General features: G+C 66.5%; 30 protein-coding genes. 6 read left to right on the top strand and 24 right to left on the bottom strand.

Annotated elements, in window-relative coordinates; all coding sequences use genetic code 11:
* Positions 1 to 52 precede the first annotated feature (52 nt).
* From hflX to rlmE, 7 genes are all read right to left on the bottom strand, one after another.
* Positions 53 to 1,363, bottom strand: a complete 1,311-nt coding sequence (gene hflX, locus ACZLHH_RS08285; RefSeq protein WP_032128411.1) for a ribosome rescue GTPase HflX — start codon at positions 1,361 to 1,363, stop codon at positions 53 to 55.
* A 14-nt stretch (positions 1,364 to 1,377) separates the two neighbouring features.
* Entirely contained in the window at positions 1,378 to 1,653 is a 276-nt protein-coding gene (gene hfq / locus ACZLHH_RS08280) for an RNA chaperone Hfq (RefSeq protein WP_004152891.1), read from the bottom strand.
* Between the two features lie 96 nt (positions 1,654 to 1,749).
* Complete coding sequence (gene miaA, locus ACZLHH_RS08275) at positions 1,750 to 2,703, bottom strand: tRNA (adenosine(37)-N6)-dimethylallyltransferase MiaA (RefSeq protein ID WP_132809786.1); 954 nt, start codon at positions 2,701 to 2,703, stop codon at positions 1,750 to 1,752.
* The gene (folP, locus tag ACZLHH_RS08270) at positions 2,703 to 3,599 is read right to left on the bottom strand and encodes a dihydropteroate synthase (protein WP_071229244.1); all 897 of its coding nucleotides are present in this window, start codon (positions 3,597 to 3,599) and stop codon (positions 2,703 to 2,705) included. Before folP ends, miaA begins: the two co-directional genes overlap by 1 nt.
* A gap of 630 nt (positions 3,600 to 4,229) precedes the next feature.
* Complete coding sequence (locus ACZLHH_RS08265; protein ID WP_005409016.1) at positions 4,230 to 4,415, bottom strand: hypothetical protein; 186 nt, start codon at positions 4,413 to 4,415, stop codon at positions 4,230 to 4,232.
* Positions 4,416 to 4,517: 102 nt separating this feature from the next.
* Positions 4,518 to 6,452, bottom strand: coding sequence for an ATP-dependent zinc metalloprotease FtsH (ftsH, locus tag ACZLHH_RS08260; protein ID WP_005409015.1), 1,935 nt, complete (start codon positions 6,450 to 6,452; stop codon positions 4,518 to 4,520).
* A 69-nt stretch (positions 6,453 to 6,521) separates the two neighbouring features.
* Entirely contained in the window at positions 6,522 to 7,154 is a 633-nt protein-coding gene (gene rlmE, locus ACZLHH_RS08255) for a 23S rRNA (uridine(2552)-2'-O)-methyltransferase RlmE (protein ID WP_005409014.1), read from the bottom strand.
* Between the two features lie 65 nt (positions 7,155 to 7,219).
* Between rlmE and yhbY the strand changes: the two genes are divergently transcribed.
* Both yhbY and ACZLHH_RS08245 read left to right on the top strand, forming a co-directional pair.
* On the top strand, positions 7,220 to 7,525 hold the full coding sequence (gene yhbY / locus ACZLHH_RS08250) for a ribosome assembly RNA-binding protein YhbY (protein WP_004152868.1): 306 nt from the start codon (positions 7,220 to 7,222) through the stop codon (positions 7,523 to 7,525).
* Positions 7,526 to 7,538: 13 nt separating this feature from the next.
* Positions 7,539 to 7,913 (top strand): Mth938-like domain-containing protein, encoded by a 375-nt coding sequence (locus ACZLHH_RS08245; RefSeq protein ID WP_180844451.1) that lies wholly within the window; start codon positions 7,539 to 7,541, stop codon positions 7,911 to 7,913.
* Positions 7,914 to 7,939: 26 nt separating this feature from the next.
* Here ACZLHH_RS08245 and ACZLHH_RS08240 read toward each other — a convergent pair whose 3' ends face one another.
* From ACZLHH_RS08240 to surE, 5 genes are all read right to left on the bottom strand, one after another.
* A complete protein-coding gene (locus ACZLHH_RS08240) occupies positions 7,940 to 8,428 on the bottom strand; it encodes a YqhG/Tai3 family protein (protein WP_180844452.1) in 489 nt (162 codons plus the stop codon).
* Positions 8,429 to 8,601: 173 nt separating this feature from the next.
* Positions 8,602 to 9,387, bottom strand: a complete 786-nt coding sequence (locus tag ACZLHH_RS08235) for a peptidoglycan DD-metalloendopeptidase family protein (protein WP_180844453.1) — start codon at positions 9,385 to 9,387, stop codon at positions 8,602 to 8,604.
* Positions 9,384 to 9,998 (bottom strand): YqaA family protein, encoded by a 615-nt coding sequence (locus ACZLHH_RS08230; protein ID WP_014036746.1) that lies wholly within the window; start codon positions 9,996 to 9,998, stop codon positions 9,384 to 9,386. Before ACZLHH_RS08230 ends, ACZLHH_RS08235 begins: the two co-directional genes overlap by 4 nt.
* Before the next feature lie 18 nt (positions 9,999 to 10,016).
* Positions 10,017 to 10,694 carry a protein-L-isoaspartate(D-aspartate) O-methyltransferase gene (locus tag ACZLHH_RS08225; protein WP_010485977.1) on the bottom strand — a complete coding sequence of 226 codons (678 nt, stop codon included), beginning with the start codon at positions 10,692 to 10,694 and terminating at the stop codon, positions 10,017 to 10,019.
* Positions 10,691 to 11,470 (bottom strand): 5'/3'-nucleotidase SurE, encoded by a 780-nt coding sequence (surE, locus tag ACZLHH_RS08220; protein WP_180844454.1) that lies wholly within the window; start codon positions 11,468 to 11,470, stop codon positions 10,691 to 10,693. Before surE ends, ACZLHH_RS08225 begins: the two co-directional genes overlap by 4 nt.
* Before the next feature lie 209 nt (positions 11,471 to 11,679).
* Here surE and ACZLHH_RS08215 point away from each other — a divergent pair, with 209 nt between their 5' ends.
* Entirely contained in the window at positions 11,680 to 12,219 is a 540-nt protein-coding gene (locus ACZLHH_RS08215) for a Smr/MutS family protein (protein ID WP_032130120.1), read from the top strand.
* Between the two features lie 69 nt (positions 12,220 to 12,288).
* On the opposite strand, the gene truD is transcribed toward ACZLHH_RS08215, so the two are convergent.
* The 10 genes from truD to ACZLHH_RS08165 form a co-directional block, all read right to left on the bottom strand.
* Positions 12,289 to 13,320, bottom strand: coding sequence for a tRNA pseudouridine(13) synthase TruD (gene truD, locus ACZLHH_RS08210; protein WP_180844455.1), 1,032 nt, complete (start codon positions 13,318 to 13,320; stop codon positions 12,289 to 12,291).
* On the bottom strand, positions 13,317 to 13,814 hold the full coding sequence (gene ispF, locus ACZLHH_RS08205) for a 2-C-methyl-D-erythritol 2,4-cyclodiphosphate synthase (RefSeq protein ID WP_005409005.1): 498 nt from the start codon (positions 13,812 to 13,814) through the stop codon (positions 13,317 to 13,319). Before ispF ends, truD begins: the two co-directional genes overlap by 4 nt.
* Positions 13,815 to 13,848: 34 nt before the next feature.
* Entirely contained in the window at positions 13,849 to 14,547 is a 699-nt protein-coding gene (gene ispD, locus ACZLHH_RS08200) for a 2-C-methyl-D-erythritol 4-phosphate cytidylyltransferase (protein ID WP_049400377.1), read from the bottom strand.
* Positions 14,544 to 14,897, bottom strand: coding sequence for a cell division protein FtsB (ftsB, locus tag ACZLHH_RS08195; RefSeq protein WP_032130117.1), 354 nt, complete (start codon positions 14,895 to 14,897; stop codon positions 14,544 to 14,546). The genes ispD and ftsB overlap by 4 nt, the downstream gene beginning before the upstream one ends.
* A 4-nt stretch (positions 14,898 to 14,901) precedes the next feature.
* Positions 14,902 to 16,194 (bottom strand): phosphopyruvate hydratase, encoded by a 1,293-nt coding sequence (gene eno / locus ACZLHH_RS08190; RefSeq protein ID WP_032130116.1) that lies wholly within the window; start codon positions 16,192 to 16,194, stop codon positions 14,902 to 14,904.
* Between the two features lie 96 nt (positions 16,195 to 16,290).
* The gene (locus ACZLHH_RS08185) at positions 16,291 to 16,620 is read right to left on the bottom strand and encodes a hypothetical protein (RefSeq protein ID WP_180844456.1); all 330 of its coding nucleotides are present in this window, start codon (positions 16,618 to 16,620) and stop codon (positions 16,291 to 16,293) included.
* Positions 16,620 to 16,967 (bottom strand): hypothetical protein, encoded by a 348-nt coding sequence (locus tag ACZLHH_RS08180; protein WP_180844457.1) that lies wholly within the window; start codon positions 16,965 to 16,967, stop codon positions 16,620 to 16,622. Before ACZLHH_RS08180 ends, ACZLHH_RS08185 begins: the two co-directional genes overlap by 1 nt.
* Entirely contained in the window at positions 16,964 to 17,794 is an 831-nt protein-coding gene (kdsA, locus tag ACZLHH_RS08175; protein WP_014036736.1) for a 3-deoxy-8-phosphooctulonate synthase, read from the bottom strand. Before kdsA ends, ACZLHH_RS08180 begins: the two co-directional genes overlap by 4 nt.
* Before the next feature lie 89 nt (positions 17,795 to 17,883).
* Complete coding sequence (locus tag ACZLHH_RS08170) at positions 17,884 to 19,548, bottom strand: CTP synthase (protein WP_032130113.1); 1,665 nt, start codon at positions 19,546 to 19,548, stop codon at positions 17,884 to 17,886.
* A 400-nt stretch (positions 19,549 to 19,948) separates the two neighbouring features.
* Positions 19,949 to 20,182 carry a hypothetical protein gene (locus tag ACZLHH_RS08165; protein ID WP_005416022.1) on the bottom strand — a complete coding sequence of 78 codons (234 nt, stop codon included), beginning with the start codon at positions 20,180 to 20,182 and terminating at the stop codon, positions 19,949 to 19,951.
* Between the two features lie 172 nt (positions 20,183 to 20,354).
* On the opposite strand from ACZLHH_RS08165, the gene parE reads away from it, so the two are divergent.
* The 3 genes from parE (at position 20,355) to ACZLHH_RS08150 (ending at position 24,576) form a co-directional block, all read left to right on the top strand.
* The gene (gene parE, locus ACZLHH_RS08160) at positions 20,355 to 22,244 is read left to right on the top strand and encodes a DNA topoisomerase IV subunit B (protein WP_019338185.1); all 1,890 of its coding nucleotides are present in this window, start codon (positions 20,355 to 20,357) and stop codon (positions 22,242 to 22,244) included.
* Between the two features lie 147 nt (positions 22,245 to 22,391).
* A complete protein-coding gene (locus ACZLHH_RS08155) occupies positions 22,392 to 22,970 on the top strand; it encodes a GNAT family N-acetyltransferase (RefSeq protein WP_107432345.1) in 579 nt (192 codons plus the stop codon).
* 109 nt (positions 22,971 to 23,079) lie between these two features.
* Positions 23,080 to 24,576, top strand: coding sequence for a S10 family peptidase (locus ACZLHH_RS08150; RefSeq protein WP_149908629.1), 1,497 nt, complete (start codon positions 23,080 to 23,082; stop codon positions 24,574 to 24,576).
* Positions 24,577 to 24,951: 375 nt separating this feature from the next.
* On the opposite strand, the gene ACZLHH_RS08145 is transcribed toward ACZLHH_RS08150, so the two are convergent.
* Both ACZLHH_RS08145 and ACZLHH_RS08140 read right to left on the bottom strand, forming a co-directional pair.
* Entirely contained in the window at positions 24,952 to 26,073 is a 1,122-nt protein-coding gene (locus tag ACZLHH_RS08145) for an inorganic phosphate transporter (RefSeq protein WP_032128946.1), read from the bottom strand.
* Positions 26,074 to 26,086: 13 nt separating this feature from the next.
* Positions 26,087 to 26,713, bottom strand: a complete 627-nt coding sequence (locus tag ACZLHH_RS08140; RefSeq protein WP_004152833.1) for a DUF47 domain-containing protein — start codon at positions 26,711 to 26,713, stop codon at positions 26,087 to 26,089.
* Between the last annotated feature and the right edge of the window lie 168 nt (positions 26,714 to 26,881).

Here is a 26,881-nt window from a genome sequence, read left to right as displayed (position 1 = left end):
CACGGTTACGCTGCCGGCCAGCGGCCGGCACTACCGGGCATGGGCCGCTACCTCACCACTCCGGCAGTTTCTCCGGCAGCAGCGCCCGGATCGGCGCGCCGTCGGCACTGGCAGCCAGTTTTTCGGCTTCGGCAATCGGCAGGTCGACCTGCAGCAGCCAGCCGTCTTCGTCGGCCTGCTCGCTGCGGATCACTTCCAGCTGGTGCAGGCGCGCACGCAGGCGACCGGCATCCGGCGGCAGGCGCAGTTCGCCGGTGACATGCTGCAGGCCCAGGCGCTTGCCCAGCACCGCCTGCAGCAGCTCCAGGCCCTGCCCGTCACGCGCGGAAATCCACACCCGCTCGCGACGCGATTCATCCGGGATACCGTCCTGGCCATCGTGGCGAACGTCGGCGCCCTCGATCCGGTCAATCTTGTTGAACACCAGCAGCTGCGGCAGGTCACCGGCACCGACCGCAGTCAGTACCTCGTCCACCTGGGCGATGCGCTCCTCGCGGTGCGGATCGGCAGCGTCGACCACATGCAGCAGGAAATCGGCCTCGCGCGCCTCGGACAGGGTCGAGCGGAACGCAGCGACCAGATCATGCGGCAGATCGCGGACGAAGCCGACGGTGTCGGCCAGCACCACGTTGCCGCCCGGCACCGCAATGCGGCGAACGGTCGGATCCAGCGTTGCGAACAGCTGGTCGGCGGCGTAGGCCTCAGCGCCGGTCATGGCGTTGAACAGGGTCGACTTGCCGGCGTTGGTGTAGCCCACCAGGGCGACACGCGGCAGCTCGCTGCGCACGCGCGCACGGCGCATCTGGGTCCGCTGCACCTCGACCTTTTCCAGCCGCTTCTGCAGCTGCTCGACCCGCTTCTGCAACAGGCGGCGGTCGGTTTCCAGCTGGGTTTCACCCGGGCCACGCAGGCCGATCGAACCACCGCGCTGGCGCTCCAGGTGGGTCCAGCCGCGCACCAGCCGCGTGGCCAGGTGACGCAGCTGTGCCAGCTCGACCTGCAGCTTGCCCTCGTGGCTGTGCGCACGCTGGGCGAAGATGTCCAGGATCAGGCCGGTACGGTCGATCACCCGGCGCTCCAGGAACCGTTCCAGGTTGCGCTCCTGGCCCGGGCTCAACGCATGGTTGACCAGGATCAGGTCGGCACCGCTGGCGTCTGCCGCAGCCTTGATCTCGTCCAGCTTGCCACTGCCGATCAGGGTCGACGGATTCGGGCGATCCAGGCGCGCAGTGATCGTCGCGGCGATGCTGGCCCCAGCCGAGCGGGCCAGATCACCGAATTCTTCCAGCACATCGTCTTCCAGCTTGCCGAAATGGGGCTGGATCAACAGGGCGTGTTCGCCCTTTTTCGAGCGGTCAAACATTCACCGCTCCGGTCTTACTCGTCTGCTTCATCACCTGCCTGACCACCTTCACCCGACTGCACGTAACCACCGCCCGGACCGACCTTCACGTTGCGTGCCGGAACGACCGTGGAAATGGCGTGCTTGTAGACCATCTGACTGACCGTGTTGCGTAGCAGGACCACGAACTGGTCGAACGACTCGATCGTGCCCTGCAGCTTGATGCCGTTGACCAGGTACACCGAAACCGGCACGCGCTCGCGCCGCAGTGCGTTCAAGAAAGGATCCTGCAGCGATTGCCCCTTGGACATTGCACACTCCTGATTATTGTTCTTATTGGGTTGCCGACGGTTGCCACGGCCCCCGAGCCGCCCGCCGACCGATGATGTTACACGGCTGGCGGGGGTTCAGCGTGCGACGAAGGTCGACACCGCGCCGGCTAGGCGCTCCCCATCGACATGGGGGTCGAACCAGCGCGCATCAAGCTCGCCGCGCAGCCAGGTCAGCTGGCGCTTGGCCAGCTGCCGGGTGGCGAAGATCGCCTTGTCACGGAAACGGGCGGCATCACCCTCCCCGTCCAGGTATTCCCAGGCCTGGCGATAGCCAACCGCGCGCACCGCCGGCAGGTCCAGCGGCGCCGTCACGGCGGCCATTTCCGGCATTGCACGCAGTGCCCGCACCTCGTCCAGGAAGCCCTGCGCCAGCATGGCGTCGAAGCGCGCCTCGATGCGCTGGTGCAGCACCGCGCGGTCACGCGGCGCCAGGATCAGCTTGAGGGTGCGCACCGGCAACGGCGCCACGCCCGGCCGGCGCTGCCATTCAGTGATGGGGGTGCCGGTCAGGCGATAGACCTCCAGCGCCCGCTGGATGCGCTGCGGGTCGGTGGCATGGATGCGTGCCGCTGCTGCTGGATCGACCTTGGCCAACTCTGCGTGCAGCGCCGCCCAGCCACGCTCGGCCGCCTCGGCGCTGAGCGCTTCGCGCGTCGCCGGATCGGCCTCGGGCATCGGCGACAGGCCCTGCAACAGGGCGCGGAAGTACAGGCCAGTGCCACCGGCCAGGATCGGCATCTTGCCGCGTGCCACGATGTCGGCCACGACCCGACCGGCATCGGCGGCGAATTCGGCTGCCGAGTAGGTCTGCCAGGGATCGCGCAGGTCCAGCAGATGGTGCGGCGCCTGCGCACGCTCTGCCGCATCGGGCTTGGCCGAACCGATATCCAGGTGGCGGTACACCAGCGCCGAATCGACGCTGACGATCTCGCCATCCAGCTGCTTCGCCAGGGCGATCGCGGTGGCGGTCTTGCCACTGGCGGTCGGCCCCATCACGGCGATCGCCAGTGGCCGCCGGTCGATGCCCATCAGTCTTCGTCCGGCCAGCGGATCGTCGGCGTGGCGTCGGCGCGCGGCGTCGGCACCGCCTCGACTGCTTGCCAGATCTTCAGCGCATCGACGGTGGCCGCCACGTCATGCACGCGCACGATGCGCGCACCACGCTGCACCGCAATCAGGTGCGCGGCCACCGAAGCCGCCACGCGTTCGGACGGCGTGTCGCGGCCGGTCAGTTCCCCCAGGCTGCGCTTGCGCGACAAGCCGGCCAGCATCGGCACGCCCAGTTCCAGGAAGCGCTCGGAGCGCGCCAGCAGGGTCATGTTGTGGGCGGTGGTCTTGCCGAAGCCGAAACCGAGATCGATCAGCAGGTTCTTCTTCGCGATGCCGGCCATTTCTGCAGCGAACAGGCGCTGCACCAGGAAACCGTGCACCTCGGCGACCACGTCATCGTAGTGTGGGTCAGCCTGCATGTGGCCCGGCTCGCCCTGCATGTGCATCAGCACCACCGGCACGCCGGTTGCAGCGGCGGCGTCCAGCGCCCCTTCCTGGCGCAGGCCGTAGATGTCATTGATCATGCCCGCGCCGACGGCCACGGCCGCACGCATCACCTCCGGCTTGAAGGTGTCGATGCTGATCGGAACCTGGGTTCGGGCGGCCAGCTGCTCGATCACCGGAATCACGCGGCGCAGCTCGTCCTCGATCGATACCGGCGCGGCGCCCGGGCGGGTCGATTCGCCGCCAATATCGAGCAGGTCCGCACCCTCCTCGACCAGCTTCAGGCCATGTGCGACCGCGGCCTCGGTAGTGTCGTGCGCGCCGCCATCGGAGAACGAATCCGGGGTGACGTTGACGATGCCCATGACCCGGGCACGGTCGAGGCGCAGGATGCGGCCGGCGCAATCGAGCTGGGGCGAGGTATCGAACATGGGCAATCCTGCAGGGACAACGGCGGGTAGTTTAGTTCGGCAGGGCGGCGCCCTGCACCCGCAGAGGCCAGAGCGACAACAACAGCCGGAGCAACAGCGGGTTTACTGAGGGATGGCGGGGTGGGTCCGGTTGCGGGGGACGCCGTAAACCCCGCTCCGCGGTCCGGCCCAGCCGCTGGCGGCTGTGCGTTCGGGCGCTTGCGAAGCAGTGCTTCGCAAGCAAAGCGTCCTCACCCATGGAGGCTCGGTCGCGCCATCCATGGCGCTCACGCCCCCGCGACCGGACCCACCCCGCCTTCGACAGTTTTCTGCGATCTGCAGTAGATCCACGCCATGCGTGGATGACTCATTCGATATCTGACAGATGTGTCGACCAAGGTCGACACCTACCAACAGCTGCCGGCATCTGTCAGAGGTGGGGCGGTGTCGGAGGGCGGGGTGTCAGCCGCATGAATGCGGCTGCCAAGCTTACAGGGACGTACTTGCAGCGTCCCCGCACTCCGACACCGCTCCGCCATCCTACGGAAAGCCCGCTGTTGCTGTTGCTGTTGCTGTTGCTGTTGCTGTTGAGGTTGCCGGCCAGCGGCCGGCACTACCACGGGTGCAGGGCGCAGCCCTGCCGACACCCCCTCAACGGCGGCGGCGCTTGCGGTCCACGTACAGGGTCTTGGCAATGCTCAGCACGATGCCGACTCCGATGCCCACCACGCAGCCCAGCAGCAGGTTGTCGGCCCCCAGGCCCACACCCACGCCGACCACGGTGGCGATCACCATTTCGGCAGTGTGGGAAATCGGTTCGGGCTTCGGGGCGGACATGCGGGCTCCAGCGTCAGATCGGATCTTCGGGATGGGCCAGTGGCCCGGAAACGACGAAGCCGGGTTGCCCCGGCCTCGCCTGGTGTCACCTGCAGCGGGCCGTCAGTGCGATTCGGCCGGGCCTGCGATCGGCGGCAGCGGACGGGCGTCGCCGCCCTTGTCGTTGCCGCCATCCTTGTTCGACTTGCTCCAGCCCGCCGGCGGCGGCGGATCGCGGCCTTCCATGATCGCGTCGATCTGCGGCGCGTCGATGGTCTCGTACTGCAGCAGCAGCTGCGACATCGCGTGCAGCTTGTCGATGTTCTCGGTCAGCAGCTGGGTCGTGCGGGCGTAGGCCTTGTCGAGGATGTTGCGCACTTCCTCGTCGATCCGGCGCGCCGTGTCGTTGGACACGCTCTTGTGCTGGGTCACCGAACGGCCCAGGAACACCTCGTCGTCCTCTTCGCCATAGGCGATCGGGCCGAGCTGCTCGGACAGGCCCCACTTGGTGACCATGTTGCGGGCCATCTTGGTGGCACGCTCGATGTCGTTGGAGGCGCCGGTGGTGACCTTGTCCTCGCCGAAGATCAGCTCTTCAGCGACGCGGCCGCCGTACAGCGAGCACAGCTGCGACTGGATCGCCACGCGGTTCATCGAGTACTTGTCGCCTTCCGGCAGGTACATGGTCACACCCAGCGCGCGGCCGCGCGGAATGATGGTCACCTTGTAGACCGGGTCGTGCTCGGGCACCAGGCGGCCGACGATGGCGTGGCCGGCCTCGTGGTACGCGGTCAGGGTCTTCTCGTCCTCGCTCATGGCCATCGAGCGGCGCTCGGCACCCATCAGGATCTTGTCGCGGGCACGGTCGAAGTGGTCCATGCGGACTTCCTTCTCGTTGCCACGCGCGGCGAACAGGGCCGCCTCGTTGCAGAGGTTGGCCAGGTCCGCACCGGAGAAGCCCGGGGTACCACGCGCGATCACCATCGGCTCGACGTCGTCAGCCAGCGGCAGCTTGCGCATGTGGACCTTGAGGATGTGCTCGCGGCCCTTCACGTCCGGCAGGCCGACCACGACCTGGCGGTCGAAACGGCCCGGGCGCAGCAGCGCCGGGTCCAGCACGTCCGGACGGTTGGTCGCAGCGATCACGATCACGCCTTCGCCACCTTCAAAACCGTCCATCTCGACCAGCAGCTGGTTCAGGGTCTGCTCGCGCTCGTCATGACCGCCGCCCAGGCCGGCGCCACGGTGGCGACCGACGGCGTCGATTTCGTCGATGAAGATGATGCAGGGGGCGTGCTTCTTGGCCTGCTCGAACATGTCGCGCACGCGGCTGGCGCCGACGCCGACGAACATTTCCACGAAGTCCGAACCGGAGATCGAGAAGAACGGCACCTTGGCTTCGCCAGCGATGGCCTTGGCCAGCAGCGTCTTGCCGGTACCCGGGGGGCCGACCATCAGCACGCCGCGCGGAATCTTGCCGCCCAGCTTGGTGAACTTGGACGGGTCGCGCAGGAAGTCGACCAGCTCGCCCACTTCTTCCTTGGCCTCGTCGCAGCCGGCGACGTCGGCGAAGGTGACCTTGATCTGGTCTTCGCCCTGCAGCTTGGCGCGCGACTTGCCGAAGGACATCGCGCCCTTGGCACCGCCGCCACCGCCCTGCATCTGGCGCATGATGAACAACCAGAAGCCGATGATCAGGATGACCGGCAGGAAATTCATCAGGATCGCGCCGAGGGAAATGCCGCTGGACGGCTCCTCCTGCACGATTTCCACGTTCTTGGTACGCAGCACGTTGATCAGGTCACGATCGAACGGCGCGGTGATGGTGGACGACTGCCCACCGCGGGTGGTGTAGGTCAGCTGGCTGGTGCCGCCGCGCATGTCGCCACCAAAGGCGACCTTCTGCACGTTGCCGCTGTCCACCTGGTCCAGGAACTGCGAGTACGACGCGCCCTGCGCGCCGGCCCCGGAGGACTTCGGCGAGAAGCTCTGGAAGACCACCATCAGCACGACGGCGACGACCACCCATAGCAGGAGGTTCTTGGTCAAGTCGTTCATCCTCATTGGCTCCGGTGTTCCTCTCAGTGCTGGCGTTGCGTTGGGGTCGAACTTGCGTACATTGCGAGCTTACTTCATGTGGGCGCGTTTTCCCTGACCCAAGGCATACACCTCGGGAGAGCGCTTGCGCGAGGCTTCCGGCTTGCGGATGGAGACCTTGTCGTACCGGCGGCGCATGTCGCGCACGTAGTCGTCAAAGCCCTCACCCTGGAACAGCTTGATCAGGAACGCCCCACCGGTCTTCAGGTGGTTGTCGGCAAAATCCAGGGCCAGCTCCGCCAGGTGCATCATCCGCGGCTGGTCGACCGCGCCTACACCACTCTTATTGGGGGCCATGTCCGACAGCACAAGGTCTACCGGCTGATCCCCGAGCATGGCTTCAAACTGCGATAGGACGGCTTCTTCCCTGAAGTCACCATGAAGGAACTCCACGCCGGCCAGCGGCGGCATGTCCAGGATATCCAGGGCCAGCACGCGGCCGGTGTCGCCGATCTGTCTCCGAACCTGCTGAGACCATCCACCCGGTGCCGCACCGAGGTCGACCACCACCATGTGCGGCTTCAGCAACCGGTCACGTTCAAGCAGCTCTTCGAGCTTGTAGGCCGCGCGCGAGCGCATGCCTTCGGCCTGGGCCTTCTTCACGAAGGGGTCGGAGAAGTGTTCCTTGAGCCAGCGCTGGCTGCTTTTGCTGCGGGTAGCCATTGAAAATAGGGGCTGATGGGGTCCTCATGATACCCTGATCGCCCCATTCAACCGTGTTTTCCTGCATGTCCATCGCCCTGACCGCTTCCCAGACCCGTTTCCTGCGCGGCCAAGCCCACGACCTGAAGGCCCTGCTGCAGACCGGCGGCAAGGGCGTGACCCCGGCCTTCATCGCTGAGCTGAACGAAGTGCTGGAGCGCCACGAGCTGGTCAAGGTGAAGGTCGCTGCCGAGGATCGCGACGCCCGTGACGTGATGATCGGCGAGATCGTCGAAGCCACCGAGAGCGCACTGGTGCAGCGCATCGGCCACGTCGCCGTGCTGTACCGCCCGAGCAAGGAACAGCGCCAGATCGTGCTGCCGCGCGGCTGATCGCCCTACCGCCATGCAGCTGAACCACGAACCGCCGGATTACGCCTATAGCCTCCGTGCCGCCGATGGCCGCTCGGCCAAGGTGAATGACCAGGCGCTGGGCAGCAGTTTCTTCCTGACCCCGGACCAGCTGGTCTCGCAATGGCCGGTGGTGAGCGCCACTGCGCTGCAGCTGGCTGACCTGGAGCCGATCCTGGCGCTGAACCCGGCGCTGATCGTGCTCGGCACGGGTGACCGCCAGGTATTCCCGCCGGCAGTGGTGATGGCTGCCTGCCTGTCACGCGGCATCGGCCTGGAAGTGATGAACAATCCGGCCGCCGCGCGCACCTTCAACATCCTGGCGAGCGAAGGCCGCAAGGTCGCGGCCGCTTTCATTCTGGAAGGCTGAGTCGAGGCGTCGGGCGCGCCCCGGCGCTAGCCGCCAGAAGCGGTGCAGCGGAAGGCCGAGAACTGCTTCAGCCGCCCGATCAGGTTGCCGCCCTGGCCCCAGCGGATGTCCATGACCTTCCAGTCCTGGCCCTGTCTTTGCAACAGGACACGGTCGGTCCAGCGATAGTCGCCTATCGCCATTTCGACGGACACCCAACTGCCGTCGCCGCTCGTCGCGGGCAGCCCCACCTTTACCGTTTCCGGCCGATCCGGCGCCATGAGATACGGGCTCTGGTCCAGCATGTGCGGCTTCTCGTCATGCGCGGCCAGCGCCGCACAGGTCCGCTCGTAAGCGCGCTGCGCATCGATGGCTGAGCGCAGCGCATCGCCCAGCAACGGCGGAATGGTCGCTTCGTCCGAAGCCGGCGCCTGGACGGCCGCGTAAAGACGGGTGACCACGTCGCGCGGATCGCTGGCTGCGGAGGCCAGCGGCGCGACGATGAGCAACGCGAGAGTGGAAGCAAGACGGAGCATGGGCACCGGATCGACTGGGACCGCTCAAGAATGCCGGGTATCCCGTCCGCCGTGAAGGTGAGCCTGCGACACACAAGATCGCAAATGACCACTCTGCAGTACCCGAGTCGAGCATGGCTTGCCTCTACAGCTCAGGAACGCCGGGCATGGCCCGGCGCTATCGCATCTGACGATCAGCGTGCCGGCAGGTACTGCTGCGGGTCGACCGGCTTGCCGTTGTAGCGAATCTCGAAGTGGACCATGTCGCGGTTCGCACCGGTACGGCCCATTTCGGCGATCTGCTCACCGGCCTTCACGCTCTGGCCTTCATTCACCAGGCGCTTGCGGTTGTGGCCATAGGCCGACAGCCACTGGTCGCTGTGCTTGATGATGATCAGCTCGCCGTAGCCGACCAGGCCGGCGCCGGAATACACCACCACGCCATTGGCGGTGGCCTTGACCGCCTGGCCGCTGGTGCCGGCGATGTCAACGCCCTGCTTGGTCGCATCACCAGCCACGTAGCGGCCAACGATGGCGCCATCAGCCGGCCAGCGCCAGGCGATGTTGCTCTTCACCGGACCGACCGGCGCCGGGGCCGGCGTGGTACTGCCGCCACTGCTGCCACCGGAACGCGGCGGGGTGACCACCGTGGTGGGCGCGCGACCGCCGCTGGCACCGGCCGGATACAGCCGGATCACCTGCCCCGGATAGATCGTCGAGGGGTTGTCCAGGCTGTTCCAGGCAATCAGGTCGCCCGGGGTGATGTCATGGATGCGGGCCAGCGCATAGATGGTGTCGCCCTTGCGCACCACCACGGTCTGCCCCGGCTTGGGTACCGAGGTCTTCGGCGTGGTCACACCGCCACCGGTGCTGCCACCACCAGGACGAACCACGGTGGCGGTGCCGCAGGCGGACAGGGTGGAAACCAGCAACGCCAGCGCGCCGATGCGCACTCCCTTGCTCAGACGATCAGGACTCATGCGAACTTCGACCTCCATACAAGCCAGGCGATCAGCACCACCACCAGCGCGGTGGCGATCCAGCCCAGCGGTTCAATCCAGCGACGCAGTGCCGCTTCAGCACGCGCACCACCGATACGGATGACCGCAGCCAGCACGAACACGCGCTTGCCACGACCGATCAGCATGCTCAACAGGTACTGCGGCATCGGTACACCGACGATACCCGATGCCCACGTGAAGACCTTCATCGGGATGGGCATGAATCCGCCCAGTACCAGGAAGGTGAACACTGCCCACGGCGACTCGGCCATCTTCGCCTGCACGGTGGTGATGCCCTGCTCGATGGCCGGCAGCATGCCCAACGCCTCGAACAGCGGCTTGATCGCCTCGAAGGCGTAATGACCCAGCGCGTAGCCAACCAGTGCGCCGACCATCGAGCCGGCCAGGCTCAGGGTGGCGAACCACCAACCGCGCTTGGGCTGGGCCACGCACATCGGCGCCAGCATCACCTCCGGCATCACCGGGAAGATGATCGCCTCGAAGAAGCTCAACACCGTCAGGTAGGTCGGCGCGCGTTCGTGCGCCGCCCACTTCATCGCCCGCTCGTACAGCGGCCCGAAAATCTTCATGCAACCCTGCTCCGTGGATTAGTCGAGCATGCCAGACAGCAGCGGCACGAACGTGACCGGCGCCAGCACGTGTTGTTCGATGCTGCCGTCGGCCTTGCGGTCCAGCTGTACCAGCGACTGCGCCCCGGGGCCACCGACCGGCGCCACCAGGCGGCCGCCCTCGGCCAGTTGCTCGATCAGGGCGTCGACCAGTGCCGGCGCCGCCGCAGTAACCACGATGGCATCGAACGGACCGTGCTCGGCCCAGCCGACGCGACCGTCGTCATGCTTGGTGCGGATGTTCATGCCCAGCGCACGGAAGCGCTTGCGGGCCTGCCGCAGCAGATCTCCGATGCGCTCCACGGTGTAGACCTCCAGGCCCAGCGCACCGAGGATGGCGGCCTGGTAACCGGAACCGGTGCCGACTTCCAGCACCCGTTTCGGTGCGACCTGGAGGACCGCCTCGGTCATCCGCGCGACCACCCAGGGCTGCGAGATGGTCTGGCCGTGGCCGATCGGCAGCGCGGTGTCTTCATACGCACGCGAGGCCAGTGCCTCGTCGATGAACAGATGGCGCGGCACCACCCGGATCGCATTCAAGGTCGGCTCGTCGACGATGCCGGCTTCGCGCAGGCGGTCGACCAGGCGGTCACGCACACGCTGCGAGGTCATGCCGATACCGACGGCTTCCGGTTGCAGGCGCAGGCGTGGACTCATGCCGGCTGGTCCAGCGCGGCACTGAGGCCGCCGACCCAGCTGGCCACTTTCTCCAGTGCCTGGTAGCGGGTCAGGTCCACCTGGATCGGGGTGATCGAGATATGCCCGGTGCGCACCGCATGGAAGTCGGTACCGGGGCCGGAGTCCTGCTCACGGCCGGCCGGGCCGATCCAGTACACCTCGTTGCCGCGCGGGTCTTTCTGCGCGATGCAGCCTTCGGCGCGGTGGCGGTTGCCGAGGCGGGTGACCTCGAAGCCCTTGACCTCGCTCCACGGCAGATCAGGCACGTTGACGTTGAGGATGGTGTCAGCCGGCAACGGATCGGCCTTGAGCCGGGCAACGATCTCCACCGCAGCGCGCGCGGCGGTCTCGAAGTGTTTCGGATCGTGGTTGCGGGTAACCAGCGAGACCGCCACCGCCGGCAGGCCGAGGAAGCGACCTTCCATCGCCGCCGAGACGGTGCCGGAGTAGATCACATCATCGCCGAGGTTGGCGGAATTGTTGATGCCGGACACGACAATGTCCGGTTCGAACTCGAGCAGCCCGGTCAGCGCCAGGTGCACGCAGTCGGTCGGAGTGCCGGCCACCGAGACGGTGTAGTGGTCGATGCGCTTGAGGCGGATCGGCAGGTCCAGGGTCAGCGAATTGCTGGCGCCGGAGCGATCACGGTCGGGCGCGACCACCGTGACTTCGTGTCCGGCCTCGCGCAGCACCGAAGCAAGCATCCGGATGCCTGCGGCGTCGACGCCATCGTCGTTACTGACCAGGATTCGCATCTTCGATTTAACCGCTTGATTTTCCAAGAATTCGATTCCGTCACCGTGCAGTGTGGGCGGGACCGCCGTACTCCCCTGCGGAAGCCGTCGACCCTGCAAGGGCATCGTCTATTGTGCCGCATGCGAGCCGCCGGTCCTACCCTGTCGGCGGTCATGACCGACATCGAACCGTCATAGGCAGAGCTGCGCCGGCGGTTTACCCTGTGCGCATGTCGCACCCTGAAGACGAAGATCCGGCCGCATTGTTCCGTGCGGCCATCGGCGAAGTGACGCCGCTGCGCAAGGATGCCGAGCCGGCGCCTGCCGCGCCCCGGCCGAAGCCGCGCGCGCGCATGGCCGAACGTGACGAGGCCGAAGCCGCCGGCGAATTCGCCCGGCTGCTGCGCGACAGCACGCCGCTGGAAGCCGGCGACGTGGCCAGCTATCGCCGCGACAACCTGCCACCACGCTTGTTCCAGCGCCTCAAGCGTGGCCAGTACTCGGTGCAGGACGAGCTGGACCTGCACGGCGCCACTGCGTCGCAGGCGGAGGCGCTGCTGCGCCAGTTCCTGCTGGAGGCGCATGCACACGACTATGGCTGCGTGCGCATCATCCACGGCAAGGGCCTGCAGTCCGATGGCGGTGCACCGGTGCTGAAGAATCTGGTCGATCGCCTGCTGCGGCTGCGCAACGACGTACTGGCGTTCCATTCGGCGCCGACCGGACAAGGCGGCACCGGCGCGGTGCTGGTGCTGCTGGCCCGTAGATGAAAAAGGGGACGGAGGGAATTAAGTCGTTTGTGGCACAAACGACTTAATTCCCTCCGTCCCCTTTTTCTGTCAGGCCTGCGAGGCGTCTTCGACGGGGCCGAGTTCGTGCAGTACGGCGGTGGCGTAGCAGCCTGGCGGCAGCGCGAATGACAGCTCCAGCACGTCGTCGGCCAGCCACTGGTGCTGCAGCAGCGCCGGGCGCAGGCGCAATGCGCGGCGCTCCTGCTTCAGCTGTGCGTCTTCCAGGCCGGCCCGCAGTGCCTTTGACTCCTCGTCGTCCAGCGCGGCCAGCTCCAGCTCACGTGCCGCGTCGGCGCTGCGCAGCTCGCCTTCGCCCCACAGCGGTGCGCTGGGATGGATGTCGAAACGCGCCAGTCGCTCGGCCAGCACCTCGGTGTACGGCTCGGGTCCGAACACGCTGCGGCTGCCATCGAGCATCCACACTTCGCCATCGAGCGGCTGATCCCAGTTGCCCTGCTCCACGCGCGCGGCCAGCACGCGGTTGAACAGCGCCGAACGGGCGGCTGACAACAGCAGTGAACGCTGGTCCTTGCGCATGCGGCGGCCACCGAACATCGCCAGTGCCGCCGGCACATTGCCGCCGTCGCGGCCAAAGCGCTGTTCGCCGAACCAGTTCGGCAGGCCGCGCTCGGCAATCTGCTGCAGGCGCTCGCTGATCGCCGTGGCATCACCCTGCACCTCGCGCAGTACCAGCTTGAAGCGGTTGCCGGCCAGTGCACCGCGCTGCAGCTTGCGGTTGTGCCAGGTGGCTTCGAGCACTTCGATCTCGTCACTGGCCAGCTCGGCCAGGTCCGGCGCGATGCGCTTGGGCAGGTGCACGCTGAAACGCTGGGTGGTGACCGCGTGGCGGTCTTTCATGCCAGCGTAACTCACCGCCATTTCCGGCAGGCCCGCCCACTTGGCCAGCAGCTTGGCCACATGCACGGTGTTGGCTCCACGCTTGCGGATATGCAGCAGCAGGTGCTCGCCTTCACCGGTCGCCTCGAAGGCCGGCAGTTCGTCAACCTGGAAATCGTCCGGTGTGGTGCGGATGCGCGCCGTCAGCAACGGTGCACCAAACGCCAACGGCAGCGGGATCATGCCGCCACCAGCAGTACCACCGCCTGTGCGGCGATGCCTTCGCCACGGCCGGTGAAGCCCAGCTTCTCAGACGTTGTGGCCTTGACGCTGACCGCATCCAGCGGCAACTGCAGCAACCCACCGATGCGCTCACGCATCGCCAGCGCATGCGGACCGACCTTCGGCCGCTCGCAGATCACGGTGATGTCGGTGTTGCCGACGCGCCAGCCACGCTCGCGCAGCAGGCTGTCGCAATGGCGAACGAAATCACTGCTGTCGGCGCCCTTCCAGCGGTCGTCACTCGGCGGGAAATGCTGGCCGATATCGCCCAGCGCCAACGCGCCGAGCATCGCATCGCACAGGGCGTGCAGGATCACGTCGCCATCGCTGTGTGCGAGCACGCCGCAGCTGTGCGGCACGTTCACGCCGCCAAGCATGATGTGGTCGCCTTCACCGAAGGCATGGACGTCGTAGCCCTGGCCGATGCGGACGGGCGGGAACGGTGCGGTGCTCATGGATGCAACCCTTGCAACAGGGCCGCGCGGACGGTCAGCCGGCGCGGCGGGAAAGTACGAATTCGAACCGGTCCAGATCGGCCGGAGTGGTGACCTTGAAGTTGTCCTCGCTGCCTTCCACCAGCAGCGGGCGCTGGCCCTGGCGCTCCATGGCCATGGCCTCGTCGGTGACGTCAACACCGGCGGCCGCAGCGTCAGACAGCGCGCGGCTGAGCTGGTGGCGGCGGAACAGCTGCGGCGTCAGTGCGCGCCACAGGCGCTCGCGTGGCTCGGTGCCATCGATGCCGCCGTCGTCGCCAGCGCGCTTGAGGGTGTCGCGCACCGGCGCAGCCAGGATCGCCCCGACCGGGTCGGCACGACCGACTTCAAGCAGACGACCGAGATCGGCCAACGACAGGTTCGGCCGTGCAGCATCGTGAACCAGCACGAATTCATCGGCACGCACGGTGTCCGGCAGCGCCTGCAACCCGGCCAGCACCGAGGCGGCACGGGTCGCGCCGCCGATGCAGGTCAGCACCGGCTTGCCCGACCACTCATTCCAGCCCGGCCAGTCGGCGTCGTCCTGGCCGATCACCACCATCGCTCCGGCCACGGCGGGGTGCGCCAGCAGCGCGTCCAGCGTGTGGGCGAGCAGGATCTGCCCGCCCGCCTGCAGGTACTGCTTGGGCAGCGGCGCACCGAAGCGGGTGCCACGGCCGGCGGCCGGAACCACGACCCAGATCGCCGCGCTCATGGCACGTCTGCCGGGTGTTCGCCCGCCTGGGCAGTGACGCCGGCAGCAGGCTGCGCCGGGTGGACCGGCGCATCCTCGACCACACGGTAGAACTTCTCGCCAGGCTTGATCATGCCCAGCTCGCTGCGCGCGCGTTCCTCGATGGCGGACTGGCCTTCCTTGAGGTCCTTCACTTCGGCAGCGAGCGCGTCGTTGCGCTGCTGCAGACCCTCATTGTCCCGCTCCTGGTTGGCGACCTGGGCTTCGAGCATCATCACTTCACCCGAGTTGCCCGGACCGAACCAGAAGCGGTACTGCAGCCAGCCCAGCAGCAGGGCCAGCACCAGCAGCATCCAGCGCCAGTCGCGCATCGGCTCAGCGCTTCAGCGAAACGAACGCGTCACGACCGGCGTAACGCGCGCCGGCGCCGAGGGCTTCCTCGATGCGCAGCAGCTGGTTGTACTTGGCCACGCGATCGCTGCGGCACAGCGAGCCGGTCTTGATCTGGGTGGCGGTGGTGGCCACCGAGATATCGGCAATGGTGGTGTCTTCGGTTTCGCCCGAACGGTGCGAGACGACGGCGGCATAGCCGGCGCGGTCGGCCATCGCGATCGCTTCCAGGGTTTCGCTGAGCGTGCCGATCTGGTTGACCTTGATCAGGATCGCGTTGGCGGTGCCCGAGTCGATGCCTTCCTGGAAGATCTTCGGGTTGGTCACGAACAGGTCGTCGCCAACCAGCTGCACCTTCTTGCCGATGCGGTCGGTCAGCAGCTTCCAGCCGGCCCAGTCGTTCTCGGCCAGGCCATCTTCAATCGTGATGATCGGGTACTGCGCGGCCCAGTCGGCGAGGAAGTCGACGAACTGCTCGGAGGTCAGGCGCTTGTTCTCGCCGACCAGGTTGTACTTGCCGTTTTCGAAGAATTCGCTGGAGGCCACGTCCAGGCCCAGCAGCACGTCTTCACCGGCGGTGTAGCCAGCCTTGCCGATCGCTTCGAGGATGGTGTCGAGTGCTTCGACGTTGCTGCGGAAGTCCGGTGCGAAGCCGCCTTCGTCGCCGACCGCCGTGCTCAGGCCGTGGCCCTTCAGCACCGACTTCAGCGAATGGAAGATTTCGGTGCCAGCGCGCAGCGCTTCGGAGAACGAGGTGAAGCCGACCGGCAGCACCATGAACTCCTGGAAGTCGACGTTGTTGTCGGCGTGCGCGCCGCCGTTGATGATGTTCATCATCGGCACCGGCAGCGACGGGGTCACGCCGGTCTTGGCGGCAAGGTACTGCCACAGCGCCTGCTTGTTCGATGCAGCGGCGGCGTGCGCGGCGGCCATCGAAACACCCAGCAGCGCGTTGGCGCCCAGGCGGCCTTTGTTCTCGGTGCCGTCGAGGTCGATCAGGCGACGGTCGAGGCCGGCCTGGTCGGTGGCTTCGAAGCCCTTCAGCGCATTGGCGATGGTGGTGTTGACATTGTCGACGGCCTTGCGCACACCCTTGCCCAGGTAACGGGTCTTGTCGCCATCACGCAGCTCGACCGCTTCCTTGGTGCCGGTCGAGGCGCCGGAGGGAACCGCGGCACGACCGAACGAACCGTCCTCCAGGATGACTTCGGCTTCCAGCGTGGGGTTGCCACGGCTGTCGAGGATTTCACGGGCGTGGATGCTGCGGATCGTACTCATGGTCGGGCCGGTTACCTGTATGGAGAGGGGGCGACAAAACGAATGCCGCGTGATTATCCCCGGCTGCCCGCCACTTGCCAAATGGCGTGGGCGGCTTCAGCCCCAGCTGGACCCGATCACGATCAGGACCATCGACACCAGCATCACCAGCAATGCACCGGCAATCGCTGCCAGGATGGGGCCACGCCGCCGTCGCCAGGCCAGCACCATCGCCACCGGGCAGCCCAGGAAGGACAGCACCATCGTGACCAGCGCGCCCAGCAGCCACCACTGCGTTTGCTGCACGCCGTTGTTTCCGTCCCCCGGCGGCCGGAAACCGGACGTGAAGGCCAGCACGCCCACCACCAGGGCGATCCAGGTCAACACGGCCAGCCCCAGCGCGATCAGGCCCCAGGGCCAGCCACGCGCCGATGTGGTCGTATTCATCAAAGCAATCCGTAGAACAGGGCACCCAGCCACAGCGAGAGCAGGATGATCGCCAGGCCAGCCGTCACCTTGCCGCGGTTCAGCCGCCAGGCCAGCACCGCGGCCGCGACGCAGCCCACCGCACCGAGCAGCTCCGCGACCAGCAGCGCAATGAAGTACGCGCGCAGATCGAGCGCGCTGCTGCCATCACCGGGTGGCCGCACCGACGCAGCGCCGATCAGTACCAGCCCGAACATGCCCACGGTGAACAGCACGGCCAGGCCCAGTGCGATCACGCCCCAGGGCCACTGTTTCCAGTGCCGGCGGTGACGCTGGGCTTCCAGCGCCAGCCACGGGTCACGACTCACGCGAAGCGCGAGAAGCCGTGCTTCTTGGTCACCGCATCGAGTTCCATCAGGGTCTCGAGCAGTGCTTCCATCTGGTCCAGCGGCCACGCATTGGGGCCATCGGACAGGGCCTTGGACGGGTCCGGATGGGTCTCGGCGAACAGGCCGGAGATGCCCACCGCCACGGCGGCACGGGCCAGCACCGGCACGTGCTCACGCTGGCCACCGGAACTGGTGCCCTGCCCACCCGGCAGCTGCACCGAATGGGTGGCGTCAAACACCACCGGGCAACCGGTATCGCGCATCACCGCCAGCGAACGCATGTCACTGACCAGGTTGTTGTAGCCGAAGCTGGCACCGCGTTCGCAGACCATGATCTGCTCGTTGCCAGTGGCCTTGGCCTTCTCCACGACCGGCTTCATGTCCCACGGCGCCAGGAACTGGCCCTTCTTGATGTTGACCGGCTTGCCGGCCGAGCACACCTTTCGGATGAAGTCGGTCTGGCGGACCAGGAACGCCGGGGTCTGCAGCACGTCCACCACCGAGGCCACTTCGTCCATCGGGGTGTATTCGTGGACGTCGGTCAGCACCGGCACGCCGATCTGCTTCTTGACCTCGGCCAGGACCTTCAGGCCCTCTTCCATGCCCGGGCCGCGGAATGCGGTGCCCGAAGTGCGGTTGGCCTTGTCGAAGCTGGACTTGAAGATGAAGTTGACGCCGAGCTTGTCGGTGACTTCCTTCAACTTGCCGGCGGTATCGAGCTGCAGCTGCATCGACTCGATCACGCAGGGGCCGGCGATCAGGAACAGGGGCTGGTCCAGCCCGACCTCGAATCCACACAGTTTCATGGCGTTTCCTTGTTGTCCGCGGCACCGGCCGGGCCGGTGCGCTGGGGGTTGAAGCGTGCAAGATGGGGGCCGGCGGCCCCCATCACAAGTCAGGCGCGGGCTTCCTGCAGCAGCTTGCCGCCGGCCTTGCGTTCGCGTGCGGCACGGATGAAACCGATGAACAGCGGGTGGCCGTCACGCGGCGTAGACAGGAATTCCGGGTGCGCCTGGCAGGCCAGGAACCACGGGTGCGCATCGCGCGGCAGCTCCACCACTTCCACCAGGGTGTCATCCATCGACTTGCCGGCGATCACCAGGCCCGCATCCTCCAGCTGGGTGCGGTAGCGGTTGTTGAACTCGTAGCGGTGACGGTGGCGCTCGGCAACCACGTCCTTGCCGTACAGCTCACGGGCCAGCGTGCCCGGCTTCAGGCGCTGTTCCTGCAGGCCCAGGCGCATGGTGCCACCGAGGTCGCTCTTGTCATCACGCTTTTCGACGTCGCCGGTTGCCGTACGCCATTCGGTGATCAGGCCGATCACCGGGTTCGGCGACTGGCGGTCGTTCTCGGTGCTGTTGGCACCTTCCAGGCCGACCACGTTGCGGGCGTAATCGACGACGGCCGCCTGCATGCCGTAGCAGATGCCGAAGTACGGCACGTGCTGCTCGCGGGCGAACTTCGAGGTCAGCACCTTGCCTTCGAAACCACGGTCACCGAAGCCGCCCGGCACCAGGATGCCGTCGACATCGGCCAGTGCGGCCATGTCGGTGCCTTCCAGGTCCTGTGCTTCCAGCCACTTCAGGTTGACCTTGGTGCGCTGGCGCAGGCCGCCGTGCTTGAGCGCTTCGCCGACCGACTTGTAGGCATCCTGGTGATCGACGTACTTGCCGACCACGGCGATGGTCACTTCGTCCAGCGGATGCAGGGTCGCATCGACCGCGTCTTCCCACATCGACAGATCGACCGGACCGACCTTGTCGGCCAGCTTCAGCTGGTTGACGACGATCTCGTCCAGGCCCTGCGCATGCAGGCCTGACGGAATGCGGTACAGGACGTCCACGTCCGGCACGCTGATCACCGCGCGCTCGGAAACGTTGGTGAACTGGGCGATCTTGCGGCGCTCCGAATCCGGCACGGCCTGTTCCGAACGGCACAGCAGCACGTCCGGCTGGATGCCGATCGAGCGCAGTTCCTTCACCGAGTGCTGGGTCGGCTTGGTCTTCAGCTCACCGGCGGCGCCGATGTACGGCACCAAGGTGAGGTGCATGAACAGTGCCTTCTCCGGGCCACGCTCGGTGCGCACCTGGCGGATCGCTTCCAGGAACGGCAGCGACTCGATGTCGCCGACAGTACCGCCGATCTCCACCAGCGCCACGTCGTAGCCTTCGGTGGCCTCGTCGATGCAGCGGCGGATTTCATCGGTGATGTGCGGAATGACCTGCACGGTCGCGCCCAGGTAATCGCCGCGGCGTTCCTTGCGGATCACGTTCTCGTAGATACGACCGGTGGTGACCGAGTTCTTGCGGCTCAGGCGGGTGCGCACGAAGCGCTCGTAGTGGCCCAGGTCGAGGTCGGTCTCGGCGCCGTCGTCGGTGACGTAGACCTCACCGTGCTGGAACGGGCTCATGGTGCCCGGGTCGACGTTGATGTACGGGTCGAGCTTCATCATCGTGACCTTCAGGCCACGGGCTTCGAGAATGGCGGCCAGCGACGCGGCGGCAATGCCTTTGCCGAGCGAGGACACCACGCCGCCGGTTACGAAAATCAAGGGAGTCATGGCTGCAAGCATCCTGTCTGGAAATGGAAAACGGCAGCACCACGCGCGCCCGGAGGGCAGGCATGGTGCTCAGAGGGGGTTTTCCGGTTCGCTGTGGCAGCGAGGGAGGTGCGGATCCGTGCGACGGCAGGCGCCGGACGGGGACCACCGTGCGAGGTCGGGGCGACCGTGCCGGTCAAATCGACCGTCACCTGCGACCCGCCATGCTGGAAGCCACGCTTGGCCGCTCCAGCCCATTCGCAAATGGTGGACACGCACTTACTCCCGGAAAGCCATAGTTTACAGATTGATGGCCGCCAACCCAAGAGGCAGATGGCGCGCCACTAAAAAGAAACGCCCCGCAAAGCGGGGCGTTCCGGAGCGCAACCCTTGTCGCAAGGGCGCCTGGCAGGGGGCGGGATCAGCGCTTCTTGCGCGCTTCCTCTTCCTCTTCCTGCTGCGGGGCCGGCTGGCCCTGCGCCTTCATTTCGGCATTGGCCTGGGCCCGACGCTTGGCCTTGGCATCGGCCTCGGCCTGCGCCTTGTCGGCCTGGTCACCCTGCTGCGGGGCCGGCTGGCCGGCGTTCTGCGCCACCACCAGCGGCACTGCAACGGCGGCAGCGGCCAGGATCGCAATGGTCAGCAACTTCTTCATGAGGTCCTCCTCGCGGTATGGCTTGGATGTTTCGACCCAACGGGGGTCGCCGGTGTTCAGATTCCAGCAGCTGCCATTTTACCCCCTCTGCGTCGCCGAGACTGAACCGCAGGCGTGCAAAATCCCGTGCCAGACCCCACACTTGCCCGTCGCTCCAAGCTTTCGAAGACAGATGAACGCCCGTTATAACGCCGCCGATATTGAAGTCCTGTCCGGCCTTGACCCGGTCAAGCGCCGTCCCGGCATGTATACCGACACCGCGCGCCCGAACCACCTGGCGCAGGAAGTGATCGACAACTCGGTGGACGAGGCCCTCGCTGGCCACGCCCGCTCGATCGAGATCACCCTGTACAAGGACGGCAGCGTGGAGGTCAGCGATGACGGCCGCGGCATGCCGGTGGACATCCACCCGGAAGAGAAGATCCCGGGCGTCGAGCTGATCCTCACCCGCCTGCATGCCGGCGGCAAGTTCAGCAACAACAACTACACCTTCTCCGGCGGCCTGCACGGCGTCGGCGTCAGCGTGGTCAATGCGCTGTCGACCCTGGTGGAAGTGCACATCAAGCGCGAAGGCGCCGAACACCGCATCACCTTCCGCAACGGCGACCGCGCCACCCCGCTGGAAGTGGTCGGCAGCGTCGGCAAGAAGAACACCGGTACCCGCGTGCGCTTCTGGCCGGACCCGAAGTACTTCGACACGCCCAAGTTCGCGGTGCGCGCGCTCAAGCACCTGCTGCGCGCCAAGGCCGTGCTGTGCCCCGGCCTGACCGTGAAGCTGACCGACGAAGCCACCGGCGAAGTTGATACCTGGTACTACGAAGACGGCCTGCGCGATTACCTGAAGCTGGAGCTGGGCGATCGCGAGATGCTGCCGGCCGAACTGTTCGTCGGCAACCTGAAGAAAGACACCGAGATCGTGGACTGGGCCGTGGCCTGGCTGCCGGAAGGCGAGCTGGTGCAGGAAAGCTACGTCAACCTGATCCCCACTGCCCAGCACGGCACCCACGTCAACGGCCTGCGCACCGGCCTGACCGAGGCGCTGCGCGAGTTCTGCGACTTCCGCAACCTGCTGCCGCGTGGCGTCAAGCTGGCCCCGGAAGACGTGTGGGACCGCGTGTCGTTCGTGCTGTCGCTGAAGATGACCGACCCGCAGTTCAGTGGCCAGACCAAGGAACGCCTGTCCTCGCGCCAGGCCGCCGGCTTCATCGAAGGCGCTGCCCACGATGCGTTCAGCCTGCTGCTGAACCAGAACGTGGAGCTGGGCGAGAAGATCGCGCAGATCGCCATCGAGCGCGCCAGCGCGCGCCTGAAGACCGAAAAGCTGGTCGTCCGCAAGAAAGTCACCCAGGGCCCGGCCCTGCCCGGCAAGCTGGCCGACTGCATCAGCCAGGACCTGTCGCGCACCGAGCTGTTCCTGGTGGAGGGTGACTCGGCAGGCGGCAGTGCCAAGCAGGCGCGTGACAAGGACTTCCAGGCGATCCTGCCGCTGCGCGGCAAGATCCTCAACACTTGGGAAGTATCCTCCAACAGCGTGCTGGCGTCGGAAGAAGTGCACAACCTGGCCGTGGCCATCGGCTGCGATCCCGGCAAGGACGACATTGCTGGCCTGCGCTACGGCAAGGTCATCATCCTGGCCGACGCGGACTCGGACGGCCTGCACATTGCCACTCTGCTCACCGCGCTGTTCCTCAAGCACTTCCCGGCGCTGGTCGATGCCGGCCACGTGTTCGTGGCGATGCCGCCGCTGTTCCGCATCGATGTGGGCAAGCAGGTGTTCTATGCCCTGGACGAAGAAGAGAAGCGCTCGATGCTGGACAAGATCGAACGCGAGAAGATCAAGGGTGCGATCAACGTCACCCGCTTCAAGGGCCTGGGCGAGATGAATCCGCCACAGCTGCGTGAATCCACCATCCACCCCGACACCCGTCGCCTGGTGCAGCTGACCGTGGACGACGGCGAGCAGACCCGTTCGCTGATGGACATGCTGCTGGCCAAGAAGCGCGCCTCCGACCGCAAGGGCTGGCTGGAGAGCAAGGGCGATCTGGCTTCGCTGGAAGTCTGACCCGACGCGGGGCCGGATCCGTTTCCCGCAGGGAAACGGCTCTGGCCCCATCGCCCGGTAATGCCGGTTCATGTGCCCTTGGCATTACGCCCCCATCGGCAAACCCGGCGGCGCCATAATGCGCGTCCATCTGTGTGGACCATCGTATTGGCCAGCCACTCGCTGCTGTTCCCGGGCCTGCCGCTGCACAGCGCGCGCCTGGTCCTGAGCCCGATCCGCCGCGACGATGCGGCCGCCCTGTTCGCGATCCAGTCTGATCCGGACGTGATGCGGTTCTGGAACCACCCGGCGTGGACACGACCGGCCGAAGCGCGCGCGCAGATCGACGATGACCTGGCGGCACAGGCCACCGGCACCCAGCTCAAGCTGGCCGTGCGCGAAACGCTGGACGGCCCGTTGCTGGGCATCTGCGTGGTGTTCGCCCTGGATCGCGATGCCGCTCGTGCCGAGATCGGCTACCTTCTGGCCCCCGACAGGCAAGGCCAGGGCTACATGCACGAAGCGCTGCAGCACCTGCTGGACTACCTGTTCCAGACCCTGCGCCTGCATCGCGTGGAAGCCGAAGTCGACCCGCGCAACCGGCCCTCGGCACACGTGCTTGAACGGCTGGGCTTCCACCTGGAGGGCGTGCTGCGGCAGCGCTGGCGCATCCAGGGCGAACTGTCCGATTCGGCGGTATACGGCCTGCTGGCCGACGACGAACTGCGCACCACCCTGCCCGCTTGACCCAATCTGGCCGCTGGCGGCCTCGACGCGCGGCCATGCCTTTGGACACATACGACATGCCCTCCACCGGCCTAGCATCGGAACCCCCTTCCGCTGCCGATCCGGTGCCATGAAGTCCCTGCTGCACACTGCCGCGCTCTGCGTCGGCCTGCTCATCGCCCCAGCCAGCGTGCTGGCCGCGCCCGACGCCGAGGCCAAGCCCGATCCGAAAGACGACAAGACCGAAGCGCCCGCGCTGCCCGCCGATGCGTCAGCCCGCCAGAGCATGCGCCTGGCCGGCCGCACCCTGGACTACACCGCCACCGTCGGCACCCTGCCGGTGCGCGATGCCAAGGGCAAGGTGATCGCCGATGTGGTGTTCACCGCCTATACGATGCCGGGCAAGGACCGGCCGGTGACCTTCGCGCTCAATGGTGGCCCGGGTGCATCGTCGGTCTACCTCAACATGGGCGCGATCGGGCCCAAGGTGGTCACCTTTGGTTCGGAGGGTGACAGCGCATCGGCGCCGGCCACCCTGCACGACAACCCCGGCACCTGGCTGGACTTCACCGACCTGGTGTTCATCGACCCGGTCGGCACTGGCTTCAGCCGTGCACGCATCGGCGATGACGAGGCGAAGAAGCAGCTGTACAACCCCAGCGCCGACATCGAATACCTGTCGCGCTCGATCTACGACTGGCTGCTGCGCAACCAGCGCATGGGTGCACGCAAGTACCTGACCGGCGAGAGCTACGGCGGCTACCGCGGCCCGCGCATCACCCACTTCCTGCAGACCCGCCTGGGCGTGGCGATGAACGGCCTGGTGCTGGTGTCGCCGTACCTGAGCCCGACCCTGGAAGACAACGCCGATGTCTCGCCGATGGCGTGGATGCAGACGCTGCCGTCGATCGCTGCAGCGCACCTGGAGCGCCAGGGCAAACTGACCGATGCGGCGATGCGCGACGTGGTGGAATACACCCGCGGCGACTACGCGACTGCGCTGATGAAGGGCCGCAGCGATCCGCAGGCGACCGAGGCGATGCTGCGCCGGGTGACCGAGCTGACCGGGCTGGATGCGCAGTTCGTGCGCCGCGCCGGTGGCCGACTGGAGACGCAGGCCTATCTGCGTGAGGTGTTCCGCGACAAGGGCACGCTGGGCAGCCGCTACGACTCCAACGTGACCGCGTTCGATCCGTTCCCGAATGATCCGGAACAGCGCGCCAACGATCCGCTGCTGGACAGCATCATTGCGCCGACCACCACCGCGATGGTCGACTTCGTGACGCGCGTGGTCGGCTGGAAGGTGGATGCACGCTACCAAGCGCTGAACTACGACGTGAACCGGCTGTGGGACCGCAACGGCGAGCTGCGCCAGGGCGCGGTGACCCAGCTGCGGCAGGCGGTGGCGATCGATCCGCATCTGCAGGTACTGATCGTGCATGGCTGGAATGATCTGTCGTGCCCGTTCATGGGATCGATCCTGACGGTGGACCAGATGCCGGCGATGGGCAGCAATCCGGACCGGGTGCAGGTGCGCAGTTATCCGGGCGGGCACATGTTCTACAGCCGGGCGGACAGCCAGGCGGCGTTCCGGAAGGATGTGCAGGCGTTGTTCCAGCGCAACTGAGGGTGGTGGTGGTGGCCGGGCCTGCGGCCCGGCACCCGCTGGGGATCAACTGCCACTGCAACAGCAAGAGCTGGCATTCCGTGGGTTGGCGGGGTGGGATGGGCAGGCGGGGGACGGCAAAAACTGCTCCTGCGTGCCTCGTAGAGCGCCATCCATGGCGCTCTGCGCCCCCGCCTGCCCATCCCACCCCGCCTTCGACAGTTTCCGAGCGCTGTTGGTGGGTGCCGACCGTTGGTCGGCACGAGGGCGGATCCCTGTTTCTGCTCTGGTAGGTGTCGACCTTGGTCGACACGATGTGTCCGGAAGAATTCTCTGCCCATGAAAAAAGCCCGCCGGTATCCGGCGGGCTTTTTCGTGTGCACCTTGGCGCGGCGATCAGGTCCAGCCGAACAGTTCGAACAGCTTCAGGATCAGGTACGCACAACCACCTGCGGCCGGGATGGTCAGGATCCAGGCCCAGACAATGCGTTCGATCACGCCGAACTTCAGCGAGCGCGGGTTCTTGGCGAAGCCGACGCCCATGATCGCGGTGGAGATGCTGTGCGTGGTCGAGACCGGCATGCCGAAGTGGGCGGCCAGGGTCAGGATGGTGGCCGAGCTGGTCTCCGCGGCGAAGCCGTGGATCGGGTGCAGCTTGACCATCTTGTGACCCAGGGTCTTGATGATCTTCCAGCCGCCCGAGGCGGTACCGGCGGCCATCACCACCGCACAGGTCAGCACGATCCACATCGCGATGCCGTCACCGGCGCTGGCGTCCGGGTGCATGAAGGCCAGCCACGACGGCAGGTCATCCAGCGCACCGGTGGCCTCGGCACCGATCAGTGTCATGGCGATGATGCCCATGGTCTTCTGCGCGTCGTTGTGGCCGTGGGCAAAGCCCATGTAGGCCGCCGAGGCGATCTGCGCTTTGCCGAAGAAAGCGTTGACGATGCGCGGGCGGGCCAGACGACCGATGGCACCACCGATCTTGGCCAGGCCGGCAATCAGGCCCCACAGCAGCACCATCACCACGATGCCGAGCAGGAAGCCGGCGATCGGCGAGGTTATCATCGGCACGAACACCTTCCACAGCAGGCCCTTGTTCTGCGCCCAGCTGCCCAGGCGCTCGGACCAGATCAGCGCGTCCCAGTTGTTGTGGGCAGCGGCCAGGCCGGCGCCGCAGAGGCCACCGATCAGGGCGTGCGAGGACGAGGACGGCAGGCCCTTCCACCAAGTGATCAGGTTCCAGATGATGCCGCCCAGCAGGGCGCACAGGATCACCTGCGGGGTGACGTCGACCACGTTGGTGTTGAGCAGGCCCGAAGCGATGGTCAGCGCCACCGCGGTACCGGTCAGTGCACCGATGAGGTTCATGAAGGCGGCCAGCATCACCGCCCAGCCGGGCGAGAGCACCTTGGTCGCCACCACGGTGGCAATGGAGTTGGCGGTGTCGTGGAAGCCGTTGATGAACTCGAAGACGAGCGCGGCCAGGATCACCACCAGGACAAGGGTCAACATGCGGCGGCGTCCGTCAGCTGTTCTTCAACACGATCTGGTACGCCACCACGCCGGCCTCGCGGCAGCGATCGATGGCCTTTTCCAGGATCTCGAAGAATTCCTTCAGCAGGAACATCTGCAGGTTGTCCAGGCGGCCCGAGTAGATGTCGCGGTACAGCTCGAGCATCAGGCGGTCGGCCTCGTTCTCCAGCGAACGCAGCTTCTCGTTGAGCGCGGTCATCCGGTCCAGGTTCATGTGGCGCAGGTCGGCCACCATCTCCACCACCACGCCGGCAGCCTGTTCCAGCATCGCCGCGCGCGGCGCGAAGTCGATGTGCTCCAGGTGGGTCGTGGCCAGCGAATAGCGATCGGCGAACTTCTCGATCTGCTTCGGAATCTTGTACAGCGCCGAGCCCAGCGCTTCGATGTCTTCGCGCTCGATCGGGGTCATGAAGCTGTCCACCAGCGCCTGGCTGATCTTGTCCGAGGCCGCGCGTTCGCGCAGGCGGGCCAGCTTGAACGCGTCCAGCGCGGGCTGGCGGTCGGCCTCGCGCAGCATGGAATGCAGCGCCTTGGCGGCGTCGGAAGCCGCGACGGCAGCCTCATCGAGCAGGGTGTAGAACTGTTTGCCGGAACCGAAAATGGTCTGCAGAGAGAACATTGAGAAACCTGTCAGCCGTCGCGGGAAGGACGGCACCAGACGGAATTATGACGGCTAGATGACCATCACGGGTATCCCTGCCCCCTTCCGGGGCTCTGGAAGCCCCAACCTGAACAGGCGGTTGCCACCCTGCCACGCCCCTTTGCTAAGATGCCAGCGCGCCTTCGG

The organism is Stenotrophomonas sp. 28608_Sma (assembly GCF_056486185.1).
The sequence above is the reverse complement of the archived record's forward strand: the minus strand, read 5'-3'. Positions and strand labels throughout refer to the sequence as shown.